Raw genomic sequence first — 21,924 nt, 5'->3', positions numbered from 1 at the left:
GTTGAACCTGAAATTGCCCCTCAAATCTTATTTTCAAGTTTCTTGGCGAAAACCTCGCAATATGCCGAGTTGTCCAATGTTTCTGGGCAGATCGCCAGAAAATCCGCTGCATGGCTTTTCAAGTACGGTAGCAACTCAAACTGTTGATTTCCGGAGGTCATGCGCGAAAGGACTTGGTAGGTCCACTTGTCGTCCCGGAGTTCCGTTCGAATGAAATGCGAGAACTCGGGTGTAGAGGGCCATTGGCCAAGTAGCATAACGGCCTCTTTCGTCCTGTTGTTTTTTTCGGCGCTGAGGATCCGCAGCGCCTTCAAGGCGTCGGCGCTCACCGCATATTGCGGGTAGTCATCCAGCACGTGATAGCCCATGGCATTGGTCACAAAGGCCAAGCCGTCAAAGGGCGTTTCGGGTTTGTCTACTACGCATTTGGAGAGGTAGAGGCCTTGCTTTTTGTCCGGCGAAATCCAGGGACCGACCAATTCCTTTCTTGATGCCACTTCGTGGTAGGCAATCAGGGCACCGCCACCGATAGCGTTGTTCCATCTGAATTCGACATTCTCATCGGTTTCGGGTCCTTGGCATTCTCTGCGCCGGCCGATGTTCGTTCTTCCTGAATAGAGTACCGCGTCAAATTTCGGTTGGACTCCGGTTTCGTCGACTTTCGAACACGAGAAGAACGCGTTGCGTGCCCGGACCGCACCGAAGAAATCTTCCTGTGCGTGTGCCTGCGATACGCAGTGCTCGCCCCAATCGCGATGATGCACCTTTCCATAGGCCGCAACCGTGTCGACAATTGCGAAGTCCAGGAGCTCGCTGTCGATCCTTCCGGAAACAACCCGAATAGACTTGATGTCTCCCTTTTGTTTGACTGGCTTGCGCGGCCACGAATTGACTTCTGCTACTCGATTCTGAAACTCGATGTAGAGTTGATTCTTCGAATAATAGTAGTAGAGAATTGGAGATATGCCGACAATTAGCGCAATTGATCCAAAATATGTTCTTCTTTTATTGAAAAGCCTAAAGCTTATATACAGAGATATTACGAAGGGTGCATAAAATATCAAATTTGCGGCAAATAAAATCGAAAGAAGGATCGCGAATATGACGGCAAATCCGGATGCCATATCGAACCTATACTCTGAATAGCGCGGTGCGCAGAATTAATTATGAGATCAACAAACAGCGGCCTGAGCCGTCGCCGATCATGGCGGCCTTCAGGCTATAACCAATTGGTTGCCAAACTCTATAGTTAGTATCGTGGGTAGAGCCGCTGCCGCTTACGCCGCTTCAGCAGCCTTCCGGATCGCCGAGATATTGCCGGCATAGCTTTCCACCGTGCCGCCCTTGAAGACTGCGGACCCCGCCACCAGAACATTGGCACCTGCTGCAGCAACGAGGGGGGCGGTTTCGGGGGTGACGCCGCCGTCGATTTCAAGATCGATCGGGCGGTCGCCGATCATCTGGCGGATGCGGCGGGTCTTTTCGACCTGGGACTGAATGAACTTCTGGCCGCCGAAACCGGGGTTGACCGTCATCACCAGAATGAGGTCCAGCCGGTCGAGAACATATTCAAGGACGCTTTCGGGTGTGGACGGGTTCAGCGAGACGCCGGCCTTCTTGCCCAGATTGCGGATTGCCTGGAGCGAGCGGTCGAGGTGGGGGCCGGCCTCGGCATGAACGGTGATGATATCGGACCCGGCCTTGGCGAAGGCTTCCAGATAAGGATCGCATGGGGCGATCATCAGGTGGGTGTCGAAGACCTTGTCCGTGTGCGGGCGCAGCTTGGCGATGACGTCCGGGCCGAAGGTGATGTTCGGCACGAAGTGGCCGTCCATGACGTCGAGATGGATCCAGTCGGCTCCTGCTTCCACCACGTCGCGGACTTCCTGACCGAGTTTTGAAAAGTCGGAGGCGAGGATGGAGGGGGCAATCTTGATGTCGCGCGGCATGGCAAACTCCCGGACAGGCCAGACGGGTCGTCATCGTCCCGTTTTTGATGGTACCGCCGCGCTAGCACTTCTGGTGCGGCCGGGCAAGATGCCCGCGCCCACCTCAATCGTTTTAGACGCTCAAAGCCGACCCGTTATCGCCAGATATCTGCGATCCGGCCCTTCGAAGCCGAGGCTGTCCATCTGGATGAGCACGGCGAAGACGGGCGGGGCTTCGTCGGGAAAATGAGTGACGATGCGCTCGATCCGGTAGGCCAGCGGGCAGCGCCGGCTTTCAGGCACGCTGTTGTCCTCGTTGAGGATGCGGGTGACGCCATTGTGGACCATGGTCAGGCGGAAGCCTTTGGTTTCGGCGCCGTAGCTCTGGCACTGGGCATTCGGCAACGGGTACTCCGACAGGGTGAGGTCGATTGGATCGTCACCTGACAGGAAGGTGACGCGCGGGGCGACGAGCATCTTGTGAGGATCGGAGGTCAATTCCGTGCGTGGGTTGAAGCCGACGGTCTGGCCTTTGCCGGCAATGGCTTTTTCCTGTAGCAGCGGCTGGGCGGCAAGACGGTTCTCCGCCCGGGTTTCAGACAAGGCATCGTCTGCCGCTTCACCTGGGCCGGTGTCGACATCCTTGCGCAGACGGAAGGGCGAGGGCGGCACCCAGGTGTCGCCGATCACGTCGACAACGAAGATTTCCGAATAGGGAAAGCCAGAGCCGTCCTGCACGCCGTATTGTTCGAAGGCGAAGAAGTCGCCGTGTCTGGAAAAGCCGAGAAGCTGAAGCTCTGCAGTGTCTCCGGCAAGTGCTGCCGGGGTGAGGCCGACACCGGCCAGAAGGAGCGTTGCAGCACACAGCAGACCGCGTCCTGCGGAAGCGGTCATGGTTTTGACGGTGGATGGCAGAACGGGCACGGCGTTTTCCTCATGCGAGATGTTTGGTCTGGCAAGAGGTAAGCCTAGCAGGTTTGCCTGTCAGGGGGGGCTACGTCACAGTTTTGACGTTCAGACGGCAGAAAACGCGCACAAAGGGCTTCAGGAACAGCGGCAGGATATAGATCGGAAACTGGCCGACCGCGAACCAGAGCCAGGTGAATTCCGGAAGCGTGCCCCCAAAGGCGGCAACCATCAGTCCCATGTTGCGGGTTCCGCAGGTATGGGCGATCGCGTAGGCGTCTTCCCGGGTGGCCGGTGAGAACAGGAGCAGGCTGAGCGCGATCTGCACCAGCGCAAGGCAGAAGGTGAAGGCGGTCAGGCCCAGCGTGAACAGCGGCTTTTCGGCAAAACTCGCGGCGACGCCGTCCATCGCGGCAATCGCGAACACCAGGAGCAGAAGCACGTTGAGGCCGCTGATGTGGTGGGACGAGCGTGCGAGACGCTCTTCACCGGCGAGTTTTCGAAAGGCAATCGAGACGGCAAAGGCACCGGCGAGCAGAATCGAGAGTTGGACGGCAAGACCGCCGACACTGAGAGGCAGCGCAGGGCCCAGGATCAATTCGCCGATGAAGGGCGCCGTCAACGGGGTGACGATCAGAGCGGCAACGGAGAGTGCAAGGCTGAGGGTGCCGTCAAGGCCGAGCAGATAGATAAAGGCCGGGGCCGCCATCACCGGCGGCGCGGCGGTGGCGATGAACAGGGCCAGCATGACCTCAGGACCGAGCGCCTGCAGGCCTGACAGATCGATCAGGAGCCAGGTCAACAAGGGCGCACCCAGCATCATCCACAGGAGAGCGGAAATCAGAAGGCCCGGCCGGCGCAGGCGCATTCTTATGGCGAATGTGTCGACCCGCAAGAAGGCCAGGGTCAGCAGGCTGAAGACGGCAACGGTCAGATAGGGCCGCAGATAGGCCGACAGGGCCGGCAAGGCCATGCCGATGAAAATACTCACAGCAAGGGCGGTGGTTCCGTTGCGCCCGATCCATGCCAAGCCTGCACCACACCATCGAATCATCTTAAGTTGTCCTTTGACCGCGAGTTGTGGCAGGCACTTCCGCGCCTCTTAAAGGATCCGGACCCTGGGCGCCAGATTTACGCCACGGTCCGGAACAGGCATGACAGCAAAAAACAGGCAAATGCAATCCTTCGACGTGATGGTGCTCGGCGCCGGTATCGTCGGCGTGTCGACGGCACTGCATCTGCAGCGGCTGGGCCTTTCGGTTGCCCTCATCGACCGCAAGCATCCGGGGGAGGAAGCTTCCTTCGGCAATGCCGGTATTGTCCAGCGCAATGGTTTCGTGCCGCATGCGGTGCCGACACAACCGCTGAAGCTTCTGGGCATCCTGTTCGGCCGCTCAAGCGCCGTTTCCCTGGATCTCGCGACCGTATATCGACGGCTGCCGTGGCTGCGCCAGTTCCATGCCGCCGGCAGTGCGCGGGGTGTCGAAGCCTATTCGCGGGTGGTTGCCCCGCTGCGGGCCTTCGCGGTCGAAGAACACCTGGATCTGGCGCATGCCACCAATGCAGACCGCTTTTACCGCCAGGGAGGCTGGCTGCATCTTTACCGCTCGGAGGCAAGCTTTCAGGCAAGCGATTTCGAACGGCAATACGCAAGGGTGTTCGGCGTCGCCTACCGGGAACTTTCGGCGGGCGACATCGGATCGCTGGAGCCGGGGCTTTCGGCACAGGGCCTGAGGGGCGTGCATTGGCCTGAGAGTTGCTCGGTCTCCAACCCAGGTGCCGTGGTCGATGCCTTCTGGCGCAACTTCGTCTACGAAGGCGGCGGGTATTTTCGCGCAGACGCCCGCAAGGTGAAGCAGGAGCGCGGCGGCTGGGAAATCGAAGGGGAACTGGGAAAAGTGTTCGCCCGCCAGGCCGTGGTCGCTCTCGGTGCGTGGTCGGCGGATCTTCTGGATCGCCTCGGAGAAAGCTATCCGCTTGCGGTCAAGCGCGGTTACCACATGCACTACCGGCCGCTGTCTGGCGCATCGCTGTCGCGTCCGGTGGTGGACGTCGAGAATGGCTTTGCCCTGACACCGACCGATAACGGCATACGGCTGACGACGGGTGTGGAGCTGGCCGAGCGTGACGCGCCGCCAAATCCGGCAATCATCAAACTGGCGAAGCGACGGGCGGAGGAGCTCATTCCGCTTGGCCGGGCGTTGCAGGACCAGCCGTGGCTGGGCAGCAGGCCGTGCCTGCCGGACTCGCTGCCGGTGGTCGGGCCGTCCGCGAAGTTCCCGGGCCTTTGGCTGAATTTCGGTCACGCCCACGACGGCTTCACCTTTGGGCCGGTGACCGGACGACTGCTGGCCAGCATGATTGCGGGCAAGCAGCCATTTCTGGATCCGGCCGGACTGTCTCCGCTGCGCTTCGCCACCTGATCCGAAAGGCCGGATGTCAGGGGGCTTGCTGCTGCGAGGTCTGCAAAGAAGCACTTTGGGTGGGCTTGAGACTGAAAGACACTCCGAAAGATGCGTGGTTTTCGCGGTCCGGGGTCAGCTTTCGCGCAAGGGCAGGGCGACGGTATCCTTCACCGTATTGACGACGATGCGCGATTGCACATCCGAGACGAGCGTATTGTCCAGCAGCTTCAGGCGCAGAAAATTGTCGTAGGTTTTGATATCATCGGTCACGACCTTGATAAGGTAGTCGACGGCACCGGTGATACGCTCGCAGGTAACGACCTCGGGCCAGTGATGGACCAGCTTGTCGAAGGTTTCCATGTTCTCGCGGCTGGGAACCGCAAGCTTGACGAAGGAATAGGCCACGAAGCCGAGGCCCACGGATTCGCGGTCGATGATGGCAGTGATCTGGCGGATGATTCCCTGTTCTTTCAGGCGCTTTATTCTGCGCCAGCAAGGGGTTTGGCTCATGCCCGCTTCCTTTGCCACTTCGGCAATGGAGAGCGAGGCATCCCGCTGCAGCACTCGCAGAACACGTATGTCCGACGGGTCGAGAAGATATTTATCTGTCATTGGATATTTTAGGAATTTTTATTCTGCCTCTGGGTGATTTGCCGTGACGATAGCACAGAAATTGCCTGAGAAAAGGATGATATTACCTTCTATGTGAGGTTGCCGCGCGGGGACATTGCCCCAGATGTCGGTTGAGGAGGAATTCGGATGAATGTGCACATGCCAACCGTTACCCTGGAAGACAAATATGTCGCCACGGAGGGACGGGTCTATCTGACAGGCATACAGGCGCTTGTCCGGCTGGCGCTCGATCGGGCGCGTCTGGATCAGTTGGCCGGCCTGAAGACAGGCGGCTTCATTTCCGGCTACCGTGGGTCGCCGCTTGCCGGTTACGACACCGAGCTGATGCGCGCTCACCGCCACCTCAAGGGATATGACGTCGTCTTCAAGCCGGGCGTCAACGAAGAGCTGGGCGCGACTGCCGTGTGGGGAAGCCAGAAGCTGCGCGGCGAGGGCGGTGTCGGACGGGCAACCGCTTACGACGGCGTTTTCGGGATCTGGTACGGCAAGGCACCGGGTGTCGACCGTGCCGGTGACGCACTGCGCCAGGCGAATGCGTCGGGTACCGACCGCAACGGCGGTGTGCTAGCGCTTGCCGGCGACGACCACCTTGCAAAATCCTCGATCCTGCCGGCGCAGAGCGAATTCTATTTCGAGCACGCGGAAATTCCGGTTCTGAATCCGGCCGATATCCAGGACGTTCTGGACTATGGCCTGCACGGGCTGGAAATGTCCCGGTTCACCAGCCTATGGACGGCCCTGATCTGCGTGGCTGATACGATGGACGCCTCGGCGACCATCAACATCTCCTCGAACAGGCTGCGTATGGTGCGTCCGCTGGAAGGCGACCCGCGCAAGGACTATCACCAGAACCGCGATCTGCTGCTTGGCAACCGCCTGGAAACCGAGCGCCTGGTGCGTGATCTTCGCATTCCGGCAGCCCAGGCCTATGTGCGCACCAATGGTCTGGATCGTGTCACCTTCGGCGCGAGAACCAACCCGAAATACGGCATCGTCGCCTCCGGCAAGGCCTACCGGGACCTGCTGCAGGCACTTGACCTGATGGGCATTACCGAGGACTTCGCCAAGGCGCTGGGCCTTGGCATCTACAAGGTGGCGATGAGCTGGCCGCTGGAGCCGCTGGGTCTGCGCGACTTTGCCCGTGGCACAGAGCGGCTGCTGGTGGTGGAGCACAAGCGCGCCTTCATGGAACGCCAGATCAAGGAAATCTCCTATCACTGGCCCGAGATGAGCCGGCCGGAAATCTGGGGCAAGCGCCGTCCGGATGGCACGCCGTTCCTTTCGGATGTGCTTGAGCTTTCCGTTGCCGAACTGATCGAAGGCCTGATGACATGGCTGCCGGAAGACGTGGTTTCGGAAGAAATGCGCGCCGTTGCCAACCGCATGACCAAGCAGGCCATGTGGGCCCAGGGCCACGCGGAACGCGCAGCCCGTATTCCCTACTTCTGTTCCGGTTGTCCCCATTCCACGTCGACCAGGACACCGGAAGGCTCGCGCTCGATGCCGGGTATCGGCTGCCATGCCATGACAGAAATGGCCGGCCGGACGACGGAAGGCCAGATCGCAATGGGCGGCGAGGGTGTCCTTTGGGTCGGTCAGCAGCCATTCTCCGGCGACAGCCATGTCTTTGCCAATGTCGGTGACGGCACCTATTTCCATTCCGGCATTCTGGCGATCCGTCAGGCGCTCGCCTCCAACGTGCCGATCACCTACAAGATCCTTTACAACGATGCGGTTGCCATGACCGGTGGTCAGAAGGTCGACGGCCAGCTCAGCGTGCCGCAGATCACACGTCAGCTTGAAGCCGAGGGCGTTGAGCGGATTGCGGTGGTTTCGGAGAACCCGGATGCCTACGGCTCCTGGACACCGCTTGCGCCGGGAACCAAGGTGCACCACCGCGACGAGCTGATGGATGTTCAGGAAGAGCTGCAGTCCTACAAAGGCGTCTCGGTGATCGTTTACGACCAGACCTGTGCCGCGGAAAAACGCCGCCGGCGCAAGCGCGGGCAGTTTCCCGATCCGGACATGCGCCTCTTCATCAACGACCGGGTCTGTGAAGGCTGCGGCGACTGCTCGGTGCAGTCCAACTGCCTGTCGGTCGAACCGCTGGCAACGCCCTTTGGTGAAAAGCGCGTCATCAACCAGTCGAGCTGCAACAAGGACTTTTCCTGCATCAAGGGCTTCTGCCCGTCCTTTGTCGAGATCAATGGCGCCGCGCTGAAGAAGCCGAAGAAGGCGGATGTCGATATCGACGCCCTGGTCGAGGCCCTGCCGCAGCCGACACTCGCCTCGCTTGATCGGACCTGGAACACGCTGGTCGCCGGTATCGGCGGCATGGGGGTGACCACGATCAGTGCGATCCTGGCGATGGCGGCCCATGTGGACGGCAAGCAGGCTTCCACGCTGGACATGACCGGCCTTGCCCAGAAGGGCGGCCCGGTGACCTCTCACGTGCGTTTTGCCGCCGGCAACAAGTCCATCGAGGGACCGCGGGTTCCCGCTGCAAGCCTTGATCTTCTGATCGCAAGCGACATGGTGGTGGCCGCGAATGCGGATCAGCTCGCGCTTGCGCACCGTGGCCACACGATGACGGTTGCCAACTCCAAAGTGGCCCCGACTGCGGAATTCGTGTTGAAGCAAACGCTTTCCTTTGACGAAAAGCAGATGGACGAGGCGTTGCGCAAGGCGTCCGGCACGTATCTGCCGGTTAACGCAGCCGATATTGCCGAGAAACTTCTGGGCGATGCCATCTACGCCAACATGCTGCTGGTCGGTATGGCCTTCCAGAGCGGCGCACTGCCGGTGTCGGGCTATGCCATCGAAACCGCACTGGAGCTCAACGGCGCGTCTGTGAAGAACAACATCAAGGCGTTCCGGGCAGGCCGTGTGCTGGCCGCCGACCCGGAAAAGCTCCTGAAGGCGCTGCCGAGTGAAGCCAAGCCGCGTGTCTTTACCGTCGACGAGAAGATCGCCTTCAACGCGCAGGAGCTGACCGCCTATCAGGACGCGGCCTATGCGCAGCGATATCTGGATCTGGTCGGCAAGGTGAAGGCGGCAGACGAAGCGCATGGAACAGGCACGTTGCGTCTGACGCAGACGGTTTGTGACATGCTGTTCAAGCTGATGGCCTACAAGGACGAATATGAAGTTGCCCGGCTTTACAGCGATCCCGCCTTCAAACAGAAGATCGCGCAGCGCTTCGAAGATCCGAAAAAGCTGAAGGTTCATCTGGCACCGCCGTTCCTTGCACATCGCAAGGACCCCAGGACCGGCCGTCCGCAGAAGATTGCCTTCGGTCCCTGGATCTTCTCTGCCTTCAGCTTCCTGTCGAAGTTCAAGGGGATGCGCGGCAAGTGGTACGATCCGTTCGGCCGCACGGCGGAGCGCAAGACAGAGCGCGCTCTGATCAGCCAATACGAAGCTGATATTGCCGACATCCTCAACAGGCTGCCGGAAGCCCAATACGGGCTGCTGGTGGAGCTTGCCCGGGTTCCCGATCTGGTCCGTGGCTTCGGTCCGGTGAAGGATGCCAATATCGAGGCTGCGGCCGAAAAGCGCCGTGTGCTGCTGGAGCAGCTCAACAGAAGCAACGACGGTGGTTCGGACAACAAGTCCGGCACCAAGGAGTTTCTGGCAGCAGCCGAATAAAGGCTCGCCAGAAAAAGCAAAACCGGCGCCGCAGGGTGCCGGTTTTTTTGTGCGCTACTTGCTTGCCGTGCTCGTTGCTTGGGAGGCGCGAGACCGGATGCCATATCCCTGTCAGCGAGACGGACCCACCGCTAATCTAATTGCGGGGGCCGCTTATGATCGGCCTGCGCCTGTTTTCCTCCCGGGCTCGCAAGCCGTTGTCGCAGAGAACATCCCGCAACAGGTCGTCCGGAACAGGATGGTGTCCGTTTGGCCGGGAAAGCAGATTGCCAAGCGACCGTCGCAGGAAGGCGACCAGCCGGTGAAGGCCTCGAGCTCTTGCGGGAGGTGCGGCAGCTGTGCGGGGGAAATGAAGGATGGAGGACATAACAGTTTCCAATAAAGAAATATCTTTCTTTCTTTATTTGAGGGCTGCTTCATCGCGTGTCAATAAAAAAAGAAATATATTTTTTTATCTGGCGATTGCGACCAGAGGCCGGAGCGCTGCAGGTGTCCTGAAGCGCCGTGTGTGTGTTTCTTCAAGTCATGAAACGTGGCTCTCAGACCCGTTCATATTGGCCCTCGAAAAGTTTATCCGGGAAAAATTATTCAGAATTCGAAGCTGTGAAAGACGCGGTTTCCAGGAAGATATTTCTGAAGAAAAGTTTTGTTTTTCAGTTAGATACGGTGGGTGCGTGCGATGTAAATAGAATTAATCTCAAGTTTTACAAAAAGACGATTACATTCTGGAAAAGCGCGTTTCGACCTTCTTTAAAACTCATCGTCATTTTCTGTACCAACGCCAAACCGGCACACTTGTGAAAATTGGTAATGAAACATGACTGAAGCGTTGAAAACAGAACTGGTAAACTTCTCGGAGCTGACCGGTGAAGCTGGCAGCGCCCGGAGGGCCGAACTGGCTCGGCATGTCGCCACCCTGTTTGCCCTTACCTCCGACCGCTGCTCCGACGAGCAGGTCGACATATATGACTCCGTTCTTCTGCGGCTTGTCGACATGGTGGAAGATGAAGTCCGCCGCTATGTCGCCGACCAAATGTCCAGCCTGAGGCGCGGTCCGGAAGAGACGATCCGCCGTCTGGCCGACGACGAGATCGAAGTTGCGGAACCGATCCTGCTGCGCTCGACCGTTCTGCGGGAAGCTGATCTGATCAAGATTGCCGAAAAGCGCGGCAACGCGCATCGGTTCGCCATTGCACAGCGGGAGGTCCTGTCCGAAGAGTTGACCGACGTGCTGGTGCGCCGCGGTGATCTGAAGGTCAAGCGCAAGGTGGCCAGCAACGATGGTGCCTGCCTGTCCGATGCTTCGATCATGGCCCTGATCAGCGATGCGGCCTCGGATGCGACGCTACAGCTTTCCTTGAGCGAGCGCGCTGACCTGGCCGAAGCCCACATCGCCAGCCTGATCTCGGTTGCCAGCGAAGAAGTTCGCCGGAAGCTGCATGCTGCCGGCCGGAGCCACGAGGCGGAGCGGGTTGAAGAAGCTGCCGACATCGCCGCGCAGCGCATGTCCAACCAGTATTGGCTTGGCCGCTATGATTTCGAGACTGCTCGCAGCCGTGTGTTGTTGCTGGCAAAGCGCGGAATGGTCAATGAGGCCGCCTTGCGCCGGTTCGCCTCGGAAGACCGTTTCGCTGAGGCGGTTGCCACATTCGCCTGGCTGGTGAGATGCGGCGTCGAGGAAGTCAGCCACTGGATGGTGCGGCCAGATCCGGAGCCCTTCGTGATCCTTGCCAAGGCGTCCGGGTTCTCGTCCATCACCGTCGGTTCGCTGCTGTCCATCGGCCCGTGGCGTCACCGCCTGACACCGGACGTGCGCAGCGAAGCCATGTCCATGTTCGAGCGCATGACGATCGCCGAAGCCAAGCGCAAGATGGCACATTGGAACAACACCGTTCTCAATTGATGAAATCCAGCTAGGCGCCTCCTGCCTGCTTTGGCCCGGTTCGAAAGGATCGGGCCTTTTCTTTTTCTGCCTCGCCCGAAAGGCCGGTTTCCTTTCAATAGGTCCCGATCCATGCCAGAAATGAGCGGAATTTTTCGCGACTCGTCCTGGGGTTGATATGCGCTTTTCACACCAAACCATTCGCCGGTCCTGTCTGACCATCGATGGCCGTGGGAGGCCAGGCAAGACGGTCTTTCTTCTGTGCGGTCTTTTCGCACTGTTTCTGTTTCCGTGTCTGGGTGGTTTGCCGACGGGAGCGCAGGCGCAGGGCATTCCCGGGCTGTTTTCCGGGCCGGCTTCCTCCAAAGCGGAAACAGGCACTGGCAGCGCGGCTGCCGGCAAGACGGTACCTGAAAAAGCGCAGCCGGTAGCGGACGCTGAGGCCGCACCGGATGATGGCACGGGAGCCGGAGCGAGTGCGCTTCAGACCGTTGACGAATTCACGGACAATGCCGTCAAGGCCCGGGACGTTCTGAAAGCCATCGTCCAGAAGATTCCGGAGATCGGGGACGTGATGGTGGAGACCCTGCGTGCCCAGGGAGGCGAACGAGGCCTCGGCTGGATGCCTGCGACACTCATGGACATCCTGATCGCCGTGGTGCTGGGCCTTGTGGCATTGGTCCTGGTGAACCGCTGGGGGCGGCGGCAATTTGCGTCGTGGTATCAGCCGGATGCATCGACGCGGGCCGGCAAGATCATCTATCTATACGCCCGCGCGATCCTGATGTTCGTTGGCGTCGGGCTTTTCTTTGCAGTTGCAGCCGGTGTCTTTCTATTGATCGGAACCGGTATCGGGGCCTCCAACAAGACGGCTCTGGTGGTCGTCGGGACCCTGGCGGTGTTTCTGGCTTTGCGGGTCGTCTGGCTGAACGTGCTGGCACCGGATGCGGAAACCCACCGGCTGGTGGCACTCTCGACGCAGGAGGCGCGGGGTCTCTACCGGTCGCTGCTCGCCGGTACTGCCATTTCCCTTGCGGCGGTTGCCTTCTGCCTCTGGATGGAACGGCTGGGCCTTTCGCCCGACGTTCACAAACTGGCGCTGATTGCGGCTTCCGCGCTGTCGATGGTCATCCTGTCCGGTATCGCGATCGTGTATCGCCGGGTGATTGCCCGTTTGATCCGGGGCGAGAAGGGCCCTGAAGCGCCGCTCTGGCGCAGGGTGCTGGCCGGTACGTGGCACTATATCGCCGTTGCGTATTTCTTCGTCACCTGGGGGATCTCGGCGGTGCGTATTCTGCTCGACCTGCCGGATGCCGTCGGATTGGTCGCCGCACCGCTGGAAGTGATGCTCATGGCTGCGGTGGCCTACGGCCTGTTGATCCTGCTTATCGACCGGGTTCTGCTGCCACGGCTGGACACGGCCGCCGAGCAGGAAAAGATCGCCCAGGACATCCAGCGCACTGAATCGGGCGAGGCCCACGAGCAGGACATTGCCAGCACATTGGCGCAGGCGCGTGCGGAAGCTGCCGAACGGGAGGCGCGGCGTTCGCCCTTCCGCGATCTGTTCGATCGGGGGGCCACCATTCTCGTCGTGTTTACCTCGGTGGACGTGCTGGCGTCCAAATGGGGCTTGCCGCTGGCGGGAAGCGACTCGTTGATCGGGTCCTTCGTCGAGGTTCTGCTGGTCATATTCCTCGGCTACATGGCCTATGAAGCCGTCAAGATCGTCATCGACCGGGAAATCGCGAAGGAAGCGCCGGCGGAAAAGGACGAGGAGGCGGAAATCGGTGGAACCGGCGAAAGCCGGATTTCGACCTTGCTGCCGATCTTCCGCAATTTCCTGCTCATCACGATTGTCGTCATCGCGTCGATGGTGGTGCTGTCGCAACTGGGCGTGAACATCGCGCCCCTGTTCGCCGGTGCCGGTGTTGTCGGTCTGGCGGTCGGCTTCGGGGCGCAGACCCTGATCCGGGATATCTTTTCAGGCGCTTTCTTTCTGATCGACGATGCCTTCCGCAAAGGGGAATACATTGATATCGGCAGTGCCAAGGGCGTCGTTGAAAAAATCTCGATCCGCTCGATGCAATTGCGACATCACCGCGGTGCTCTGACAACGGTTCCCTTTGGCGAGATCCAGAAAGTGGAGAATTTTTCGCGCGACTGGGCCGTGATGAAACTTGCGTTCCGCGTGACCTATGACACCGACGTGGACAAGATGCGCAAGATCATCAAGAACTTCGGCAAGGAGTTGCTGGACGACGAGTATTACGGACCCATGTTCCTGGCGCCGCTCAAGTCTCAGGGCATCATGTCGATGGAAGACAGCGCCATGATCGCGCGCGTCAAATTCACCACCAAGCCCGGCAAGCAGTTCGAGCTTCGCAAGGTTGTTTATGCAGGCCTGCGCGATCTGTTCGAAAAGAACGGCATCCGCTTTGCGCATCGGCAGGTGACCGTGCGTGTCGCCGGGTCCGGCGACGAGGAAGAGACACTGTCACCGGCAGCCAGGGAAGCTGCGGCGGCCGGGGCTGCCGCGGCCGGGCTGTTGGGCGAGGAGGATGATCGGGACGGCGGCGAGGGCGCCGGGGATCGGCTCTAGGGTGTGCTCCAGAACGAAGATCGTTTGGTTAGAGGCAGACCAGTCCGGTCACTCCCGCAGGACGTGAAAAAGTCTTCATCCGCAGCCTGGAAATCCGTATCAACCGCGACTAGTTTTCTACTCATCCGCATATTGAAAGAGCGCCTGCAGGGACTGGTCACCAATCTGGCCGTCAATCTTGCCTTGATAGACCCCGGCTTCTTTCAAACGGCGTTGAACCGCCTTGTTGAAAGAACGCGGGTATGTTTCGGACCTGGTGAGGAACCAGAATTCCGCCTCTATCCTTCCGCCGGATTTCAGCGCTTTCATAAGCCAGTCGACGGCGATCTCCTTCCGATCGCTCTTGAAGGTGCCGTTCAGGTATTGAAGGGCGAGTTCCCGCATGGCAATCGGATCGTCAGCCGCAGCGGCCTGTTCCAGCAGCTCCCGGGCGCGGTAAGTGTTTTTGTCTCCGCCACGCCCTTTGAGATACATCCAGGCAAGGTTGGTTGCCGCCAGACCGGCATCGTCCGAAACCAGCGCACGCTGGTACCAGTGGCGGGCCTTGAAATCGTTTTGCGCAACGCCTTCCCCCCTGTCATAGGCTCCGGCGACATAAAACGCGGCTTCCGGATTGCCCGCTTCAGCGGCCTTTTCAAACCACTCGAACGCCTTCGCCTCGTCATAGTCAACGAGGTTGCCTTCGTTATAGCTGTGCGCGAGCACGGTCATGGCCCTGGCGTTGCCCAGACGGGCAGATTTCTGCAGGAGCCGCAGCGTTTCTTCCGGTTGCCATTCGACACCCTTGCCAAGCTCATAGGCGACGGCCAATTCGACCATGGCGTCGGTATTGTTGAGTTCCGCCGCCTGGCGGTACTGGCGGGAAGCCTCGGCCTCGTTGCCCGAGCGGTCGAGGACCTGACCATAAAGCAGCCGGAGCTGGGAGGCGTTGGGATAGAGCGCTACCGCATCATAACAGGCCTGCACTGCTCCTTCGGGAACGCCGGGACCGATGTCTGTGTTTTCGATCGCCAGGCACGTCTTCACTTGGGGCGATGCTGACTGCCGCGCCTTGGCATTTTGGTTTTCCGAAATCGACGGATGCTTGTGTCCGAGGGCTTTGTTCAGCAGCTTCAACGCATCTTTGGCGAACTGCCCGTCCGGATAGCGTTCCAGATAAAGCCGGACTTCCTCCGGACTGTCGCCGTACCGGACGGCTTCCCACAAGGCTTCTTCGCTCGAGGCACGTTCCACTGTGGCCTGTTCGGCGGGGTTGAAAGTGAAATCCAGAACCAGGGAGGAGTTTTCCCAGGGGATCTGGGCTCCTTCCGTGGTTTCAATCACATCCGTTCTCACTCGCCGCAGCATGCGGGCAACGTCCAGATCAGGGGTGGAAATGTGCTTCAGCAGCGCCTTTGTGAAGGGGCTGTTTCCGTCGGTTCCGTCGAGGGCGACATTACCCGGTTCCGTTGCATAGGCGATGAGCGTGCCTGGACCGGCGTCCACCCGGGCGAGGCCCTGGCCCACTTCGACAGCTCTTGTCCCCATGGAGCGGGCAAGGCCGGGCGCGAATGGGTTGTCCCGGCAGGCGTCGAGCAGAATGATCCTGGTTTTTGCCGAACCGTCCATTTGTTGCAGAAGCGATTTGACGGCGATGAGCTCGGTGCTGATATCACTTTCTTCCTGCAGGTGCGCATCGGAGGGGACCAGATAGTTCTCGCCAGCGACCTGAATTCCGTGTCCGGCGTAGAAAAACAGTGCGACGTCGGCCCCTTCCAGGGACTTGGAAAACATCCGGATCGCTTCCAGAAACGAGGAGCGTTGCAGGTTTTCCTGGTGCAGGACCTCAAAATTCAGGCCTGTCAGGACTTCACCGAGTTTCTTTGCGTCGTTGACTGGGTTTTCGAGCGTGCTGGCCGAGGTATAGGCCCCGTTCCCCACGATCAGGGCGACGCGCTTTTCGGCGTGTGCGGGATCCGTGAAAACCAGGACGCTTAGAAAGAAGAAAATTGATCTTGTCACGAGGCCGCGTTCGAAAAACACCTGACCACTCCCTGGCAAAAGGCTTCGTCAATCGTTGGGTCAATCATTGCGTCAAACATGTGCGTCAATCATTTGCACTGGCGGAAATAGGGCCTCCGGAATTCCTGATACGGGAAACGAGCGCGCCAGCATCCGGATTTAAGCGTCTTCACGTTGCGGAAGCAAGTCAGTCGGAGGCGATCTGCCGGCAGCAACTGGCCTCGCTTGCCTTGTTGTTTTGCTGGACAGAATGTGACACTTGCGGCGAGACCGACATAATGGTGTGCTTCATATGTCAGGTCGCCATCGTGAAGGGGGGAAGGATGCTGAAACAATTGCTTTTGGGAGGCGCGCTTGCCGCCGGTCTGTCGTGTCAGGTTCTGGCAGGACCTCTGCAGGACAAGGTGGGCGAGGCCGAGGCGGCGCTTGAAGCGGGCAACGGAGGAGAAGCGATCGCCTTGATGCGGCAGGCCCTGTTCGAGATCTGGTCCAAGGCGTCCCTCTCCATTCCAACCGCCCTGTTCGTGAAGGCTCCAGCCGATGGCTACGGCATCTATACGCCCAGGGCTGACGCGGCCTTTGCGCCGGACGAGGCGCTGCGCATCTATCTGGAGCCAATCGGCTTTGACTGGAAGCAGCAGGATGGTCTTTATACGTCTCTCCTGACAGTCGATTTCGACCTGGCTTCACCGGATGGAAAGGTGCTTGCCGGACAGAAGGGGTTCGGCCGGTTCGACTTCAAGAGCCATGTGCCCAACACCGAATATATGGCCAACCTGACCCTGAATGTGAGCGGGGCTCCGTCGGGCGACTATGTGCTGGAGCTCACCGTGAACGACGAATACAGCGGCAAGACGGCCAAGGTCCGGATGCCCTTCTCCATCAAGTAAGAGGGGCGGACATCAGGGCGAGGGGGAGAGCAAGCGCATTTGTGCGCCAAGTGCGTGGACCTCTGGATTGAAATCCGATATCGGTCCCGGCAGGCACCAGAACGGGCCGGTGAAGTCCTGAGCTGCGATCCGGCAGCCCGGCCTAGCCGACGCCTTGCTGATCTAGGAAACCGGGCGCACGCATGAAGCTCTACGACTGTTTTGTCTTCCACAACGAATTCGACCTTCTGGAAATCCGCCTGCGGGAAATGGGCGATCAGGTCGATTATTTTGTGTTGGTGGAGGCAAACCAGACGCAGCGGGGCGGTTCGAAGCCTTTCTATTTCGCGGAAAATCGCGAACGTTTTGCACCCTGGGCCGACAAGATCATCGATCTTCAGATCGCGTTTCCCGATGAATTGCCACCAGCGCTCGGCGTTTACAAGAACAGGCGCAAGGCGGATTGGGAACGGGAGAACTATCAGCGCAACTGCATTGCGCGGGCACTTGAGAGGTGCGCGCCGGACGACTTGATCCTGCTGTCGGATGTCGACGAAATCGTACGGGCGGACGTTCTGCAGAAGGTGCTGGACGACAAGCTCTACAAGGGACGGTTGCTGGTGTTCGAACAGAGCCTGCACAAACACCATCTCAACCGTATCGTTCCGGGCAAGACCTGGCTGCTCGGCTCTCGGATGATCGAAAAGAAGTATCTGACTACGCCGCAGCAACTGCGCCGGACCAAGGCGCGGATGACGAAAAAGTCCTACGTGCCGGGGTTTGTCGCGCAGCCGCTACTCAGGATCCGCAACAACAACCTGTCAGGCATCAGCCGCCCGGTGACAATCCTGCCCGATGCAGGCTGGCATTTTTCCTCGATGGGAGGCCTGGAAGCGTTCCGGACCAAGCTGAATTCCGTTGTCCACGGTCAGACCGTCGATACCAGCGACATCGAGAAGCTCTACAGCCGGGAACTTGTCGGCACCGCGCTTATCCCGCGCGGCGGTCTGCCGGGCTGTGTGCGTGAGGGGCGTTTTGATCACATGCTGGAGCAAAGTCCCGGACCTGCGGAAAGCTGAGAAGTTCAGCCGAATTTGGCCTGCGGTGTTCTGAAACCAGTTCCGGCTCTGCAGGCGGGCGCAAGGTTTGCAGGTCCGTCCGGCTTATTCCGAGATCCTGCAGGACACTGTCCGGCGCGTGCCAGTAAAGATGCGCGCGCTCGGCATTGAACCGGCGCCGGGCCTGCCAGGCAGCCATAGCCGACACGATCGTATCCAGCAGTGCTTTTATGTGACTTTTCCGATCACTCACATTGCGATTGTGAGCAGGTTTTGGGGACTGTGCGACCGAGCTGCCGGCTTCGTCCTGACGCAGCAAGGCTTGCTTCCTGTTTTGAAAATCGATCAATTTCATGAGCTTCATACTTTTCGGCGGAGTTCTGACTCCGGCACTATGACGGCGGAGGGCTTTGTCGTCTAAGGAGAAGTTTTCTTTTCTTTGTGAGTTTTTTTCACATAATGCCGACGTGAGAATCGATTTGGGGACCTGGTCATGAAACTGCCGCCGCTATCCGCGCTGCCGGCATTCGAGGCGACTGTCCGGCTCGGGTCCATGAGTGCGGCTGCCGAGGAACTGGGCCGGACCCATGGCGCCGTCAGCAAACAGCTCGCCCATTTGAGCGAGCAGGCCGGTGTCGCGCTGTTTTACAAGAGCGGGACCGGCGTTGCCCCGACGGCCGAGGGGCTGATGCTGGCTGACGCTGTCCGGCCGGCGCTGACCCGGCTGGAACATGCCTGGCACGATGTTCAGCGGCGGGCGGAAAGTCCGGAGCTCGACATCGCGGTCAGCGCGACCTTTGCCATGCGGTGGCTGATGCCGCGCATGCCACGGTTCTATCAGCGCCATCCCGATGCCCAGGTCAATTTCCGGATGAATGGCAAGGTGCGCCTGACCAATTCCGATTTCGACCTCATGTTGACCTGGGACCGGCTGCGCTGGGAATTCGGCGAGCGGAAGGACATCGTGCGTCTGGGAGACGTCGCCTTCGGCATCGTGCATGCGCCGGGTTTGCAGACGGAGTGCCGCGACAAGACCTTCAAGGTTCATAATCGCTGTGTCCAGCAACTGCCGGGCGATGTCTGGGGCGCCTACCAGCGCCAGACGGGGATCACTGTCGAAGCGGACAGCAAGACCGCCTATGAGCACACCTTTCTGGTGATCGAGGCGACCCTTGCCGGTTTTGGAGCGGCCCTGGTCGAGCGGCGTCTGGTCGAGGAAGAACTCGCGGATGGCCGTCTCGTGGCTCCTTTCGGGTTCTTGAAGATCGAAAACGGCTTCGGTGCCATTTTGGCGGATCAAGGCCACCGTCACAGGCTGGCGGACGCCTTCCTCGAGTGGCTGCGAGAAGAAGCGGCGACCACGCCGCTTTAGGAAGTGGACCCGCCAAAGAAAGGTGACGTCGGGGTTTGCGGACCTGCGCGGTTGGTGGTGCTGCCGGTCTTCTGCCGCGTGCTGCCGATCCTTGAATTGAGAGCAAATTATTCTCTCTCGTCCGGTTTTTTCGGTCTTTCTTCTCCTGCATTCGCTAGCGCGTTCTGACACTAAGGCCGCTCACTCATCATGCCGGAAAGGAATTGATATGAGCTGGTTCAAGGCGATTGCTGCGGCAACAGTTCTGCAGGCGCTGACTTTTTCTGCCGCGCAAGCGGGCGAAAACCTGGATACGATCAAGTCGGCGGGCGTCCTCAAGATCGGCACTGAAGGTACCTATGCGCCCTTCACCTTTCACGACGGGGAAGGCAAGCTGGTAGGCTTCGACGTTGAAATCGGCGAAGCGGTTGCCGAAAAGCTCGGCGTGAAAGCGGAATTCATCGAAGGCAAATGGGACGGGCTGATCGCCGGTCTGGACGTCGAGCGCTATGACGTGGTGATCAACCAGGTCGGAATTACCGACGCCCGCAAGCAGAAATACGATTTCTCCGATCCCTATATCGCGTCCAAGGCTGTGCTGATCGTTCGCGACAGCAATGACGACATCAAGGGCTTCGAGGACCTGGCCGGCAAAAAGGCGGCTCAGTCCTTGACCAGCAATTTCGGCAAGCTGGCGGTAGAAGCCGGTGCGGAACTGGTCGGGACGGACGGGTTTGACCAATCCATCCAGCTTGTGCTGACGCGCCGCGCCGATGTCACCATCAACGACAGCCTGTCCTATCTGGACTTCAAGAAACAGAAGCCGGATGCGCCGGTGAAAGCTGTCGCCGAGAAGGCGAATGCCGACCATTCGGGCATTCTTGTGCGCAAGGGCGACCCGGAACTGGTTGCCGCCCTGAATGAAGCCCTGGCCGACATCAAGGCGGACGGGACCTACCAGGCGATTTCCGACAAGTACTTCGGTCAGGACGTGTCCAACTGACATGACGCGTCCCGGCACACATTGAGGTGACCGGGCGCCCATCCAAACAACGAACAGCGCTTGGCGTTCGCGCCGGGCGCGTTTTTTTGGAGCTTCATCGTGCCTCACTGGCTTCAATTGATGATCGATTCCCTGCCGACGCTTTTGTGGGCCGGGGTCAAGTTCACCATTCCGCTCACACTGCTGTCCTTCGCGCTGGGGCTTGGTCTCGGTTTGACGACGGCCGTCACGCGCCTGTTCGCTCCGCTGCCACTGGTGCTGCTTGCCCGGGGGTATGTCTGGGTCTTTCGGGGAACACCGCTGCTGGTGCAGCTTTTCGTGATCTTCTACGGTCTGCCCAGCATCGGCATTCTGCTCGATGCGTTTCCCGCCGCCCTGATCGGTTTCACGCTGAATGTGGGGGCGTATTCGTCCGAGATTATTCGCGCTGCCATTTCCTCCGTGCCGAAAGGGCAATGGGAGGCGGCGTTTTCCACCGGCATGACATGGCGCCAGGCTATGCTGCGAACGATCCTGCCGCAGGCCGGACGGGTGGCGGTGCCGCCACTGTCGAACACCTTCATTTCGCTGGTCAAGGATACCTCGCTTGCCGCTGCCATCACGGCGCCCGAGTTGTTCCAGTCGGCGCAGCGCATTGTTGCCACCACTTACGAGCCGTTGATCCTCTACATAGAGGCAGCCCTGATCTATCTTGCCATGAGTTCCGTGCTTGCCTGGCTGCAGGAGCGGCTGGAAGTCCGGTTTGCGCGATATGGTGGCATGCTGGAGACTTCAAGATGATCGAGCTTTCCAATATCGAGAAGAAGTTCGGTGAGGCGCTTATCCTGGACAATATCTCGCTGCGTTTTCCCGAAGGCAGTGTCACGGCGCTTGTCGGGCCGTCGGGCGGCGGCAAGAGCACGCTGCTTCGCTGTATCAATCTGCTGGAGATCCCGACTTCCGGCAGTGTTCAGGTCGGCGATCACGGGATCACCTTCAAGCCTGGTGCGGCAGTGCAGCAGGCAGCGGTTCAGAAGATCCGCTGCGAAACGGGTATGGTGTTCCAGAATTTTCAGCTCTTTCCGCACAGGACGGTGATCGAGAATGTGATGGAAGGCCTGCTGGTGGTTCAGAAATGGTCTCGTGAGAAGGCCCGGCAGCGGGCATTGGACCTGCTCGACAAGGTCGGAATGTCGCACAAGACCGATGCCTGGCCGGCGAATCTCTCCGGCGGTCAACAGCAGCGTGTCGCGATTGCCCGCGCTCTTGCGCCGTCGCCGAAGGTGCTGCTCTGCGACGAGCCGACCTCGGCACTGGATCCGGAACTCGCGGGCGAAGTGGTGGACGTGCTCGGCCAGTTGGCACGGGAAGGGACCACGATGGTGATGGCGACTCACGACTTGCGTCTGGCATCGCAGATCGCCAATCACGTTGTCTTTCTGGAAGCAGGGCAGGTGGTGGAAACAGGGGACGCGGAGGCGATCTTCCGCAATCCCGAGCGTGAGCGCACCCGCCGTTTCGTTTCTTCCATCAACGCCGCGCAGACGCTTTAGGCCAGAGCTTCCGCTTCCGCAGAAGCGGGAGCGGTCCGGTCTGAGGCGGCCATGCAAAGCCCGGGCAGCCGCACGGGTGCAGGCGAAAAGCGGCAATGGTGATGCGCCT

16 protein-coding genes are annotated in these 21,924 nt (G+C 59.7%); 10 read left to right on the top strand and 6 right to left on the bottom strand.

From position 1 onward, the window contains the following. Window positions 1-20: 20 nt before the first annotated feature. From V1T76_RS06135 to V1T76_RS06120, 4 genes are all read right to left on the bottom strand, one after another. On the bottom strand, window positions 21-1,124 hold the full coding sequence (locus V1T76_RS06135; protein ID WP_330559718.1) for a hypothetical protein: 1,104 nt from the start codon (window positions 1,122-1,124) through the stop codon (window positions 21-23). A 153-nt stretch (window positions 1,125-1,277) separates the two neighbouring features. Further along, the gene (rpe, locus tag V1T76_RS06130; protein ID WP_330559717.1) at window positions 1,278-1,949 is read right to left on the bottom strand and encodes a ribulose-phosphate 3-epimerase; all 672 of its coding nucleotides are present in this window, start codon (window positions 1,947-1,949) and stop codon (window positions 1,278-1,280) included. 120 nt (window positions 1,950-2,069) lie between these two features. Further along, window positions 2,070-2,852, bottom strand: a complete 783-nt coding sequence (locus tag V1T76_RS06125; RefSeq protein ID WP_330559716.1) for a DUF2259 domain-containing protein — start codon at window positions 2,850-2,852, stop codon at window positions 2,070-2,072. A 70-nt stretch (window positions 2,853-2,922) separates the two neighbouring features. Then, complete coding sequence (locus V1T76_RS06120; protein WP_330559715.1) at window positions 2,923-3,888, bottom strand: sodium:proton symporter; 966 nt, start codon at window positions 3,886-3,888, stop codon at window positions 2,923-2,925. Window positions 3,889-3,988: 100 nt separating this feature from the next. Here V1T76_RS06120 and V1T76_RS06115 point away from each other — a divergent pair, with 100 nt between their 5' ends. Beyond that, the gene (locus tag V1T76_RS06115; protein ID WP_330559714.1) at window positions 3,989-5,257 is read left to right on the top strand and encodes an NAD(P)/FAD-dependent oxidoreductase; all 1,269 of its coding nucleotides are present in this window, start codon (window positions 3,989-3,991) and stop codon (window positions 5,255-5,257) included. Window positions 5,258-5,371: 114 nt separating this feature from the next. Here V1T76_RS06115 and V1T76_RS06110 read toward each other — a convergent pair whose 3' ends face one another. Beyond that, entirely contained in the window at window positions 5,372-5,851 is a 480-nt protein-coding gene (locus tag V1T76_RS06110; RefSeq protein ID WP_006939550.1) for an Lrp/AsnC family transcriptional regulator, read from the bottom strand. Between the two features lie 147 nt (window positions 5,852-5,998). On the opposite strand from V1T76_RS06110, the gene V1T76_RS06105 reads away from it, so the two are divergent. The 3 genes from V1T76_RS06105 to V1T76_RS06095 all read left to right on the top strand — a co-directional run bounded on the left by V1T76_RS06105 (window position 5,999) and on the right by V1T76_RS06095 (window position 14,001). Next, complete coding sequence (locus tag V1T76_RS06105; RefSeq protein ID WP_330559713.1) at window positions 5,999-9,520, top strand: indolepyruvate ferredoxin oxidoreductase family protein; 3,522 nt, start codon at window positions 5,999-6,001, stop codon at window positions 9,518-9,520. An 817-nt stretch (window positions 9,521-10,337) separates the two neighbouring features. After that, window positions 10,338-11,423, top strand: coding sequence for a DUF2336 domain-containing protein (locus V1T76_RS06100; protein WP_330559712.1), 1,086 nt, complete (start codon window positions 10,338-10,340; stop codon window positions 11,421-11,423). 157 nt (window positions 11,424-11,580) lie between these two features. Then, the gene (locus V1T76_RS06095; RefSeq protein WP_330559711.1) at window positions 11,581-14,001 is read left to right on the top strand and encodes a mechanosensitive ion channel family protein; all 2,421 of its coding nucleotides are present in this window, start codon (window positions 11,581-11,583) and stop codon (window positions 13,999-14,001) included. Between the two features lie 117 nt (window positions 14,002-14,118). On the opposite strand, the gene V1T76_RS06090 is transcribed toward V1T76_RS06095, so the two are convergent. Further along, window positions 14,119-16,002: a caspase family protein gene (locus V1T76_RS06090; protein WP_330559709.1), complete on the bottom strand. Its 1,884-nt coding sequence runs from the start codon at window positions 16,000-16,002 to the stop codon at window positions 14,119-14,121. Window positions 16,003-16,325: 323 nt separating this feature from the next. On the opposite strand from V1T76_RS06090, the gene V1T76_RS06085 reads away from it, so the two are divergent. The 6 genes from V1T76_RS06085 (at window position 16,326) to V1T76_RS06060 (ending at window position 21,815) form a co-directional block, all read left to right on the top strand. Next, entirely contained in the window at window positions 16,326-16,892 is a 567-nt protein-coding gene (locus V1T76_RS06085; protein WP_330559707.1) for a hypothetical protein, read from the top strand. A gap of 182 nt (window positions 16,893-17,074) precedes the next feature. Next, a complete protein-coding gene (locus V1T76_RS06080; protein ID WP_330559706.1) occupies window positions 17,075-17,950 on the top strand; it encodes a hypothetical protein in 876 nt (291 codons plus the stop codon). A gap of 472 nt (window positions 17,951-18,422) precedes the next feature. After that, window positions 18,423-19,301 (top strand): LysR substrate-binding domain-containing protein, encoded by an 879-nt coding sequence (locus tag V1T76_RS06075; protein ID WP_330559705.1) that lies wholly within the window; start codon window positions 18,423-18,425, stop codon window positions 19,299-19,301. Window positions 19,302-19,509: 208 nt separating this feature from the next. Beyond that, on the top strand, window positions 19,510-20,283 hold the full coding sequence (locus tag V1T76_RS06070; protein ID WP_330559704.1) for an amino acid ABC transporter substrate-binding protein: 774 nt from the start codon (window positions 19,510-19,512) through the stop codon (window positions 20,281-20,283). 99 nt (window positions 20,284-20,382) lie between these two features. Further along, the gene (locus tag V1T76_RS06065; RefSeq protein ID WP_330559703.1) at window positions 20,383-21,063 is read left to right on the top strand and encodes an amino acid ABC transporter permease; all 681 of its coding nucleotides are present in this window, start codon (window positions 20,383-20,385) and stop codon (window positions 21,061-21,063) included. Beyond that, window positions 21,060-21,815 (top strand): amino acid ABC transporter ATP-binding protein, encoded by a 756-nt coding sequence (locus V1T76_RS06060; RefSeq protein WP_330559702.1) that lies wholly within the window; start codon window positions 21,060-21,062, stop codon window positions 21,813-21,815. Before V1T76_RS06065 ends, V1T76_RS06060 begins: the two co-directional genes overlap by 4 nt. Window positions 21,816-21,924: the final 109 nt, after the last annotated feature.

Source organism: Roseibium sp. FZY0029 (assembly GCF_036350355.1).
In the GTDB taxonomy this organism is placed as follows: domain Bacteria; phylum Pseudomonadota; class Alphaproteobacteria; order Rhizobiales; family Stappiaceae; genus Roseibium.
Note: the sequence above shows the minus strand (reverse complement) of the source record. Positions and strands in the feature narration are given on the sequence as shown.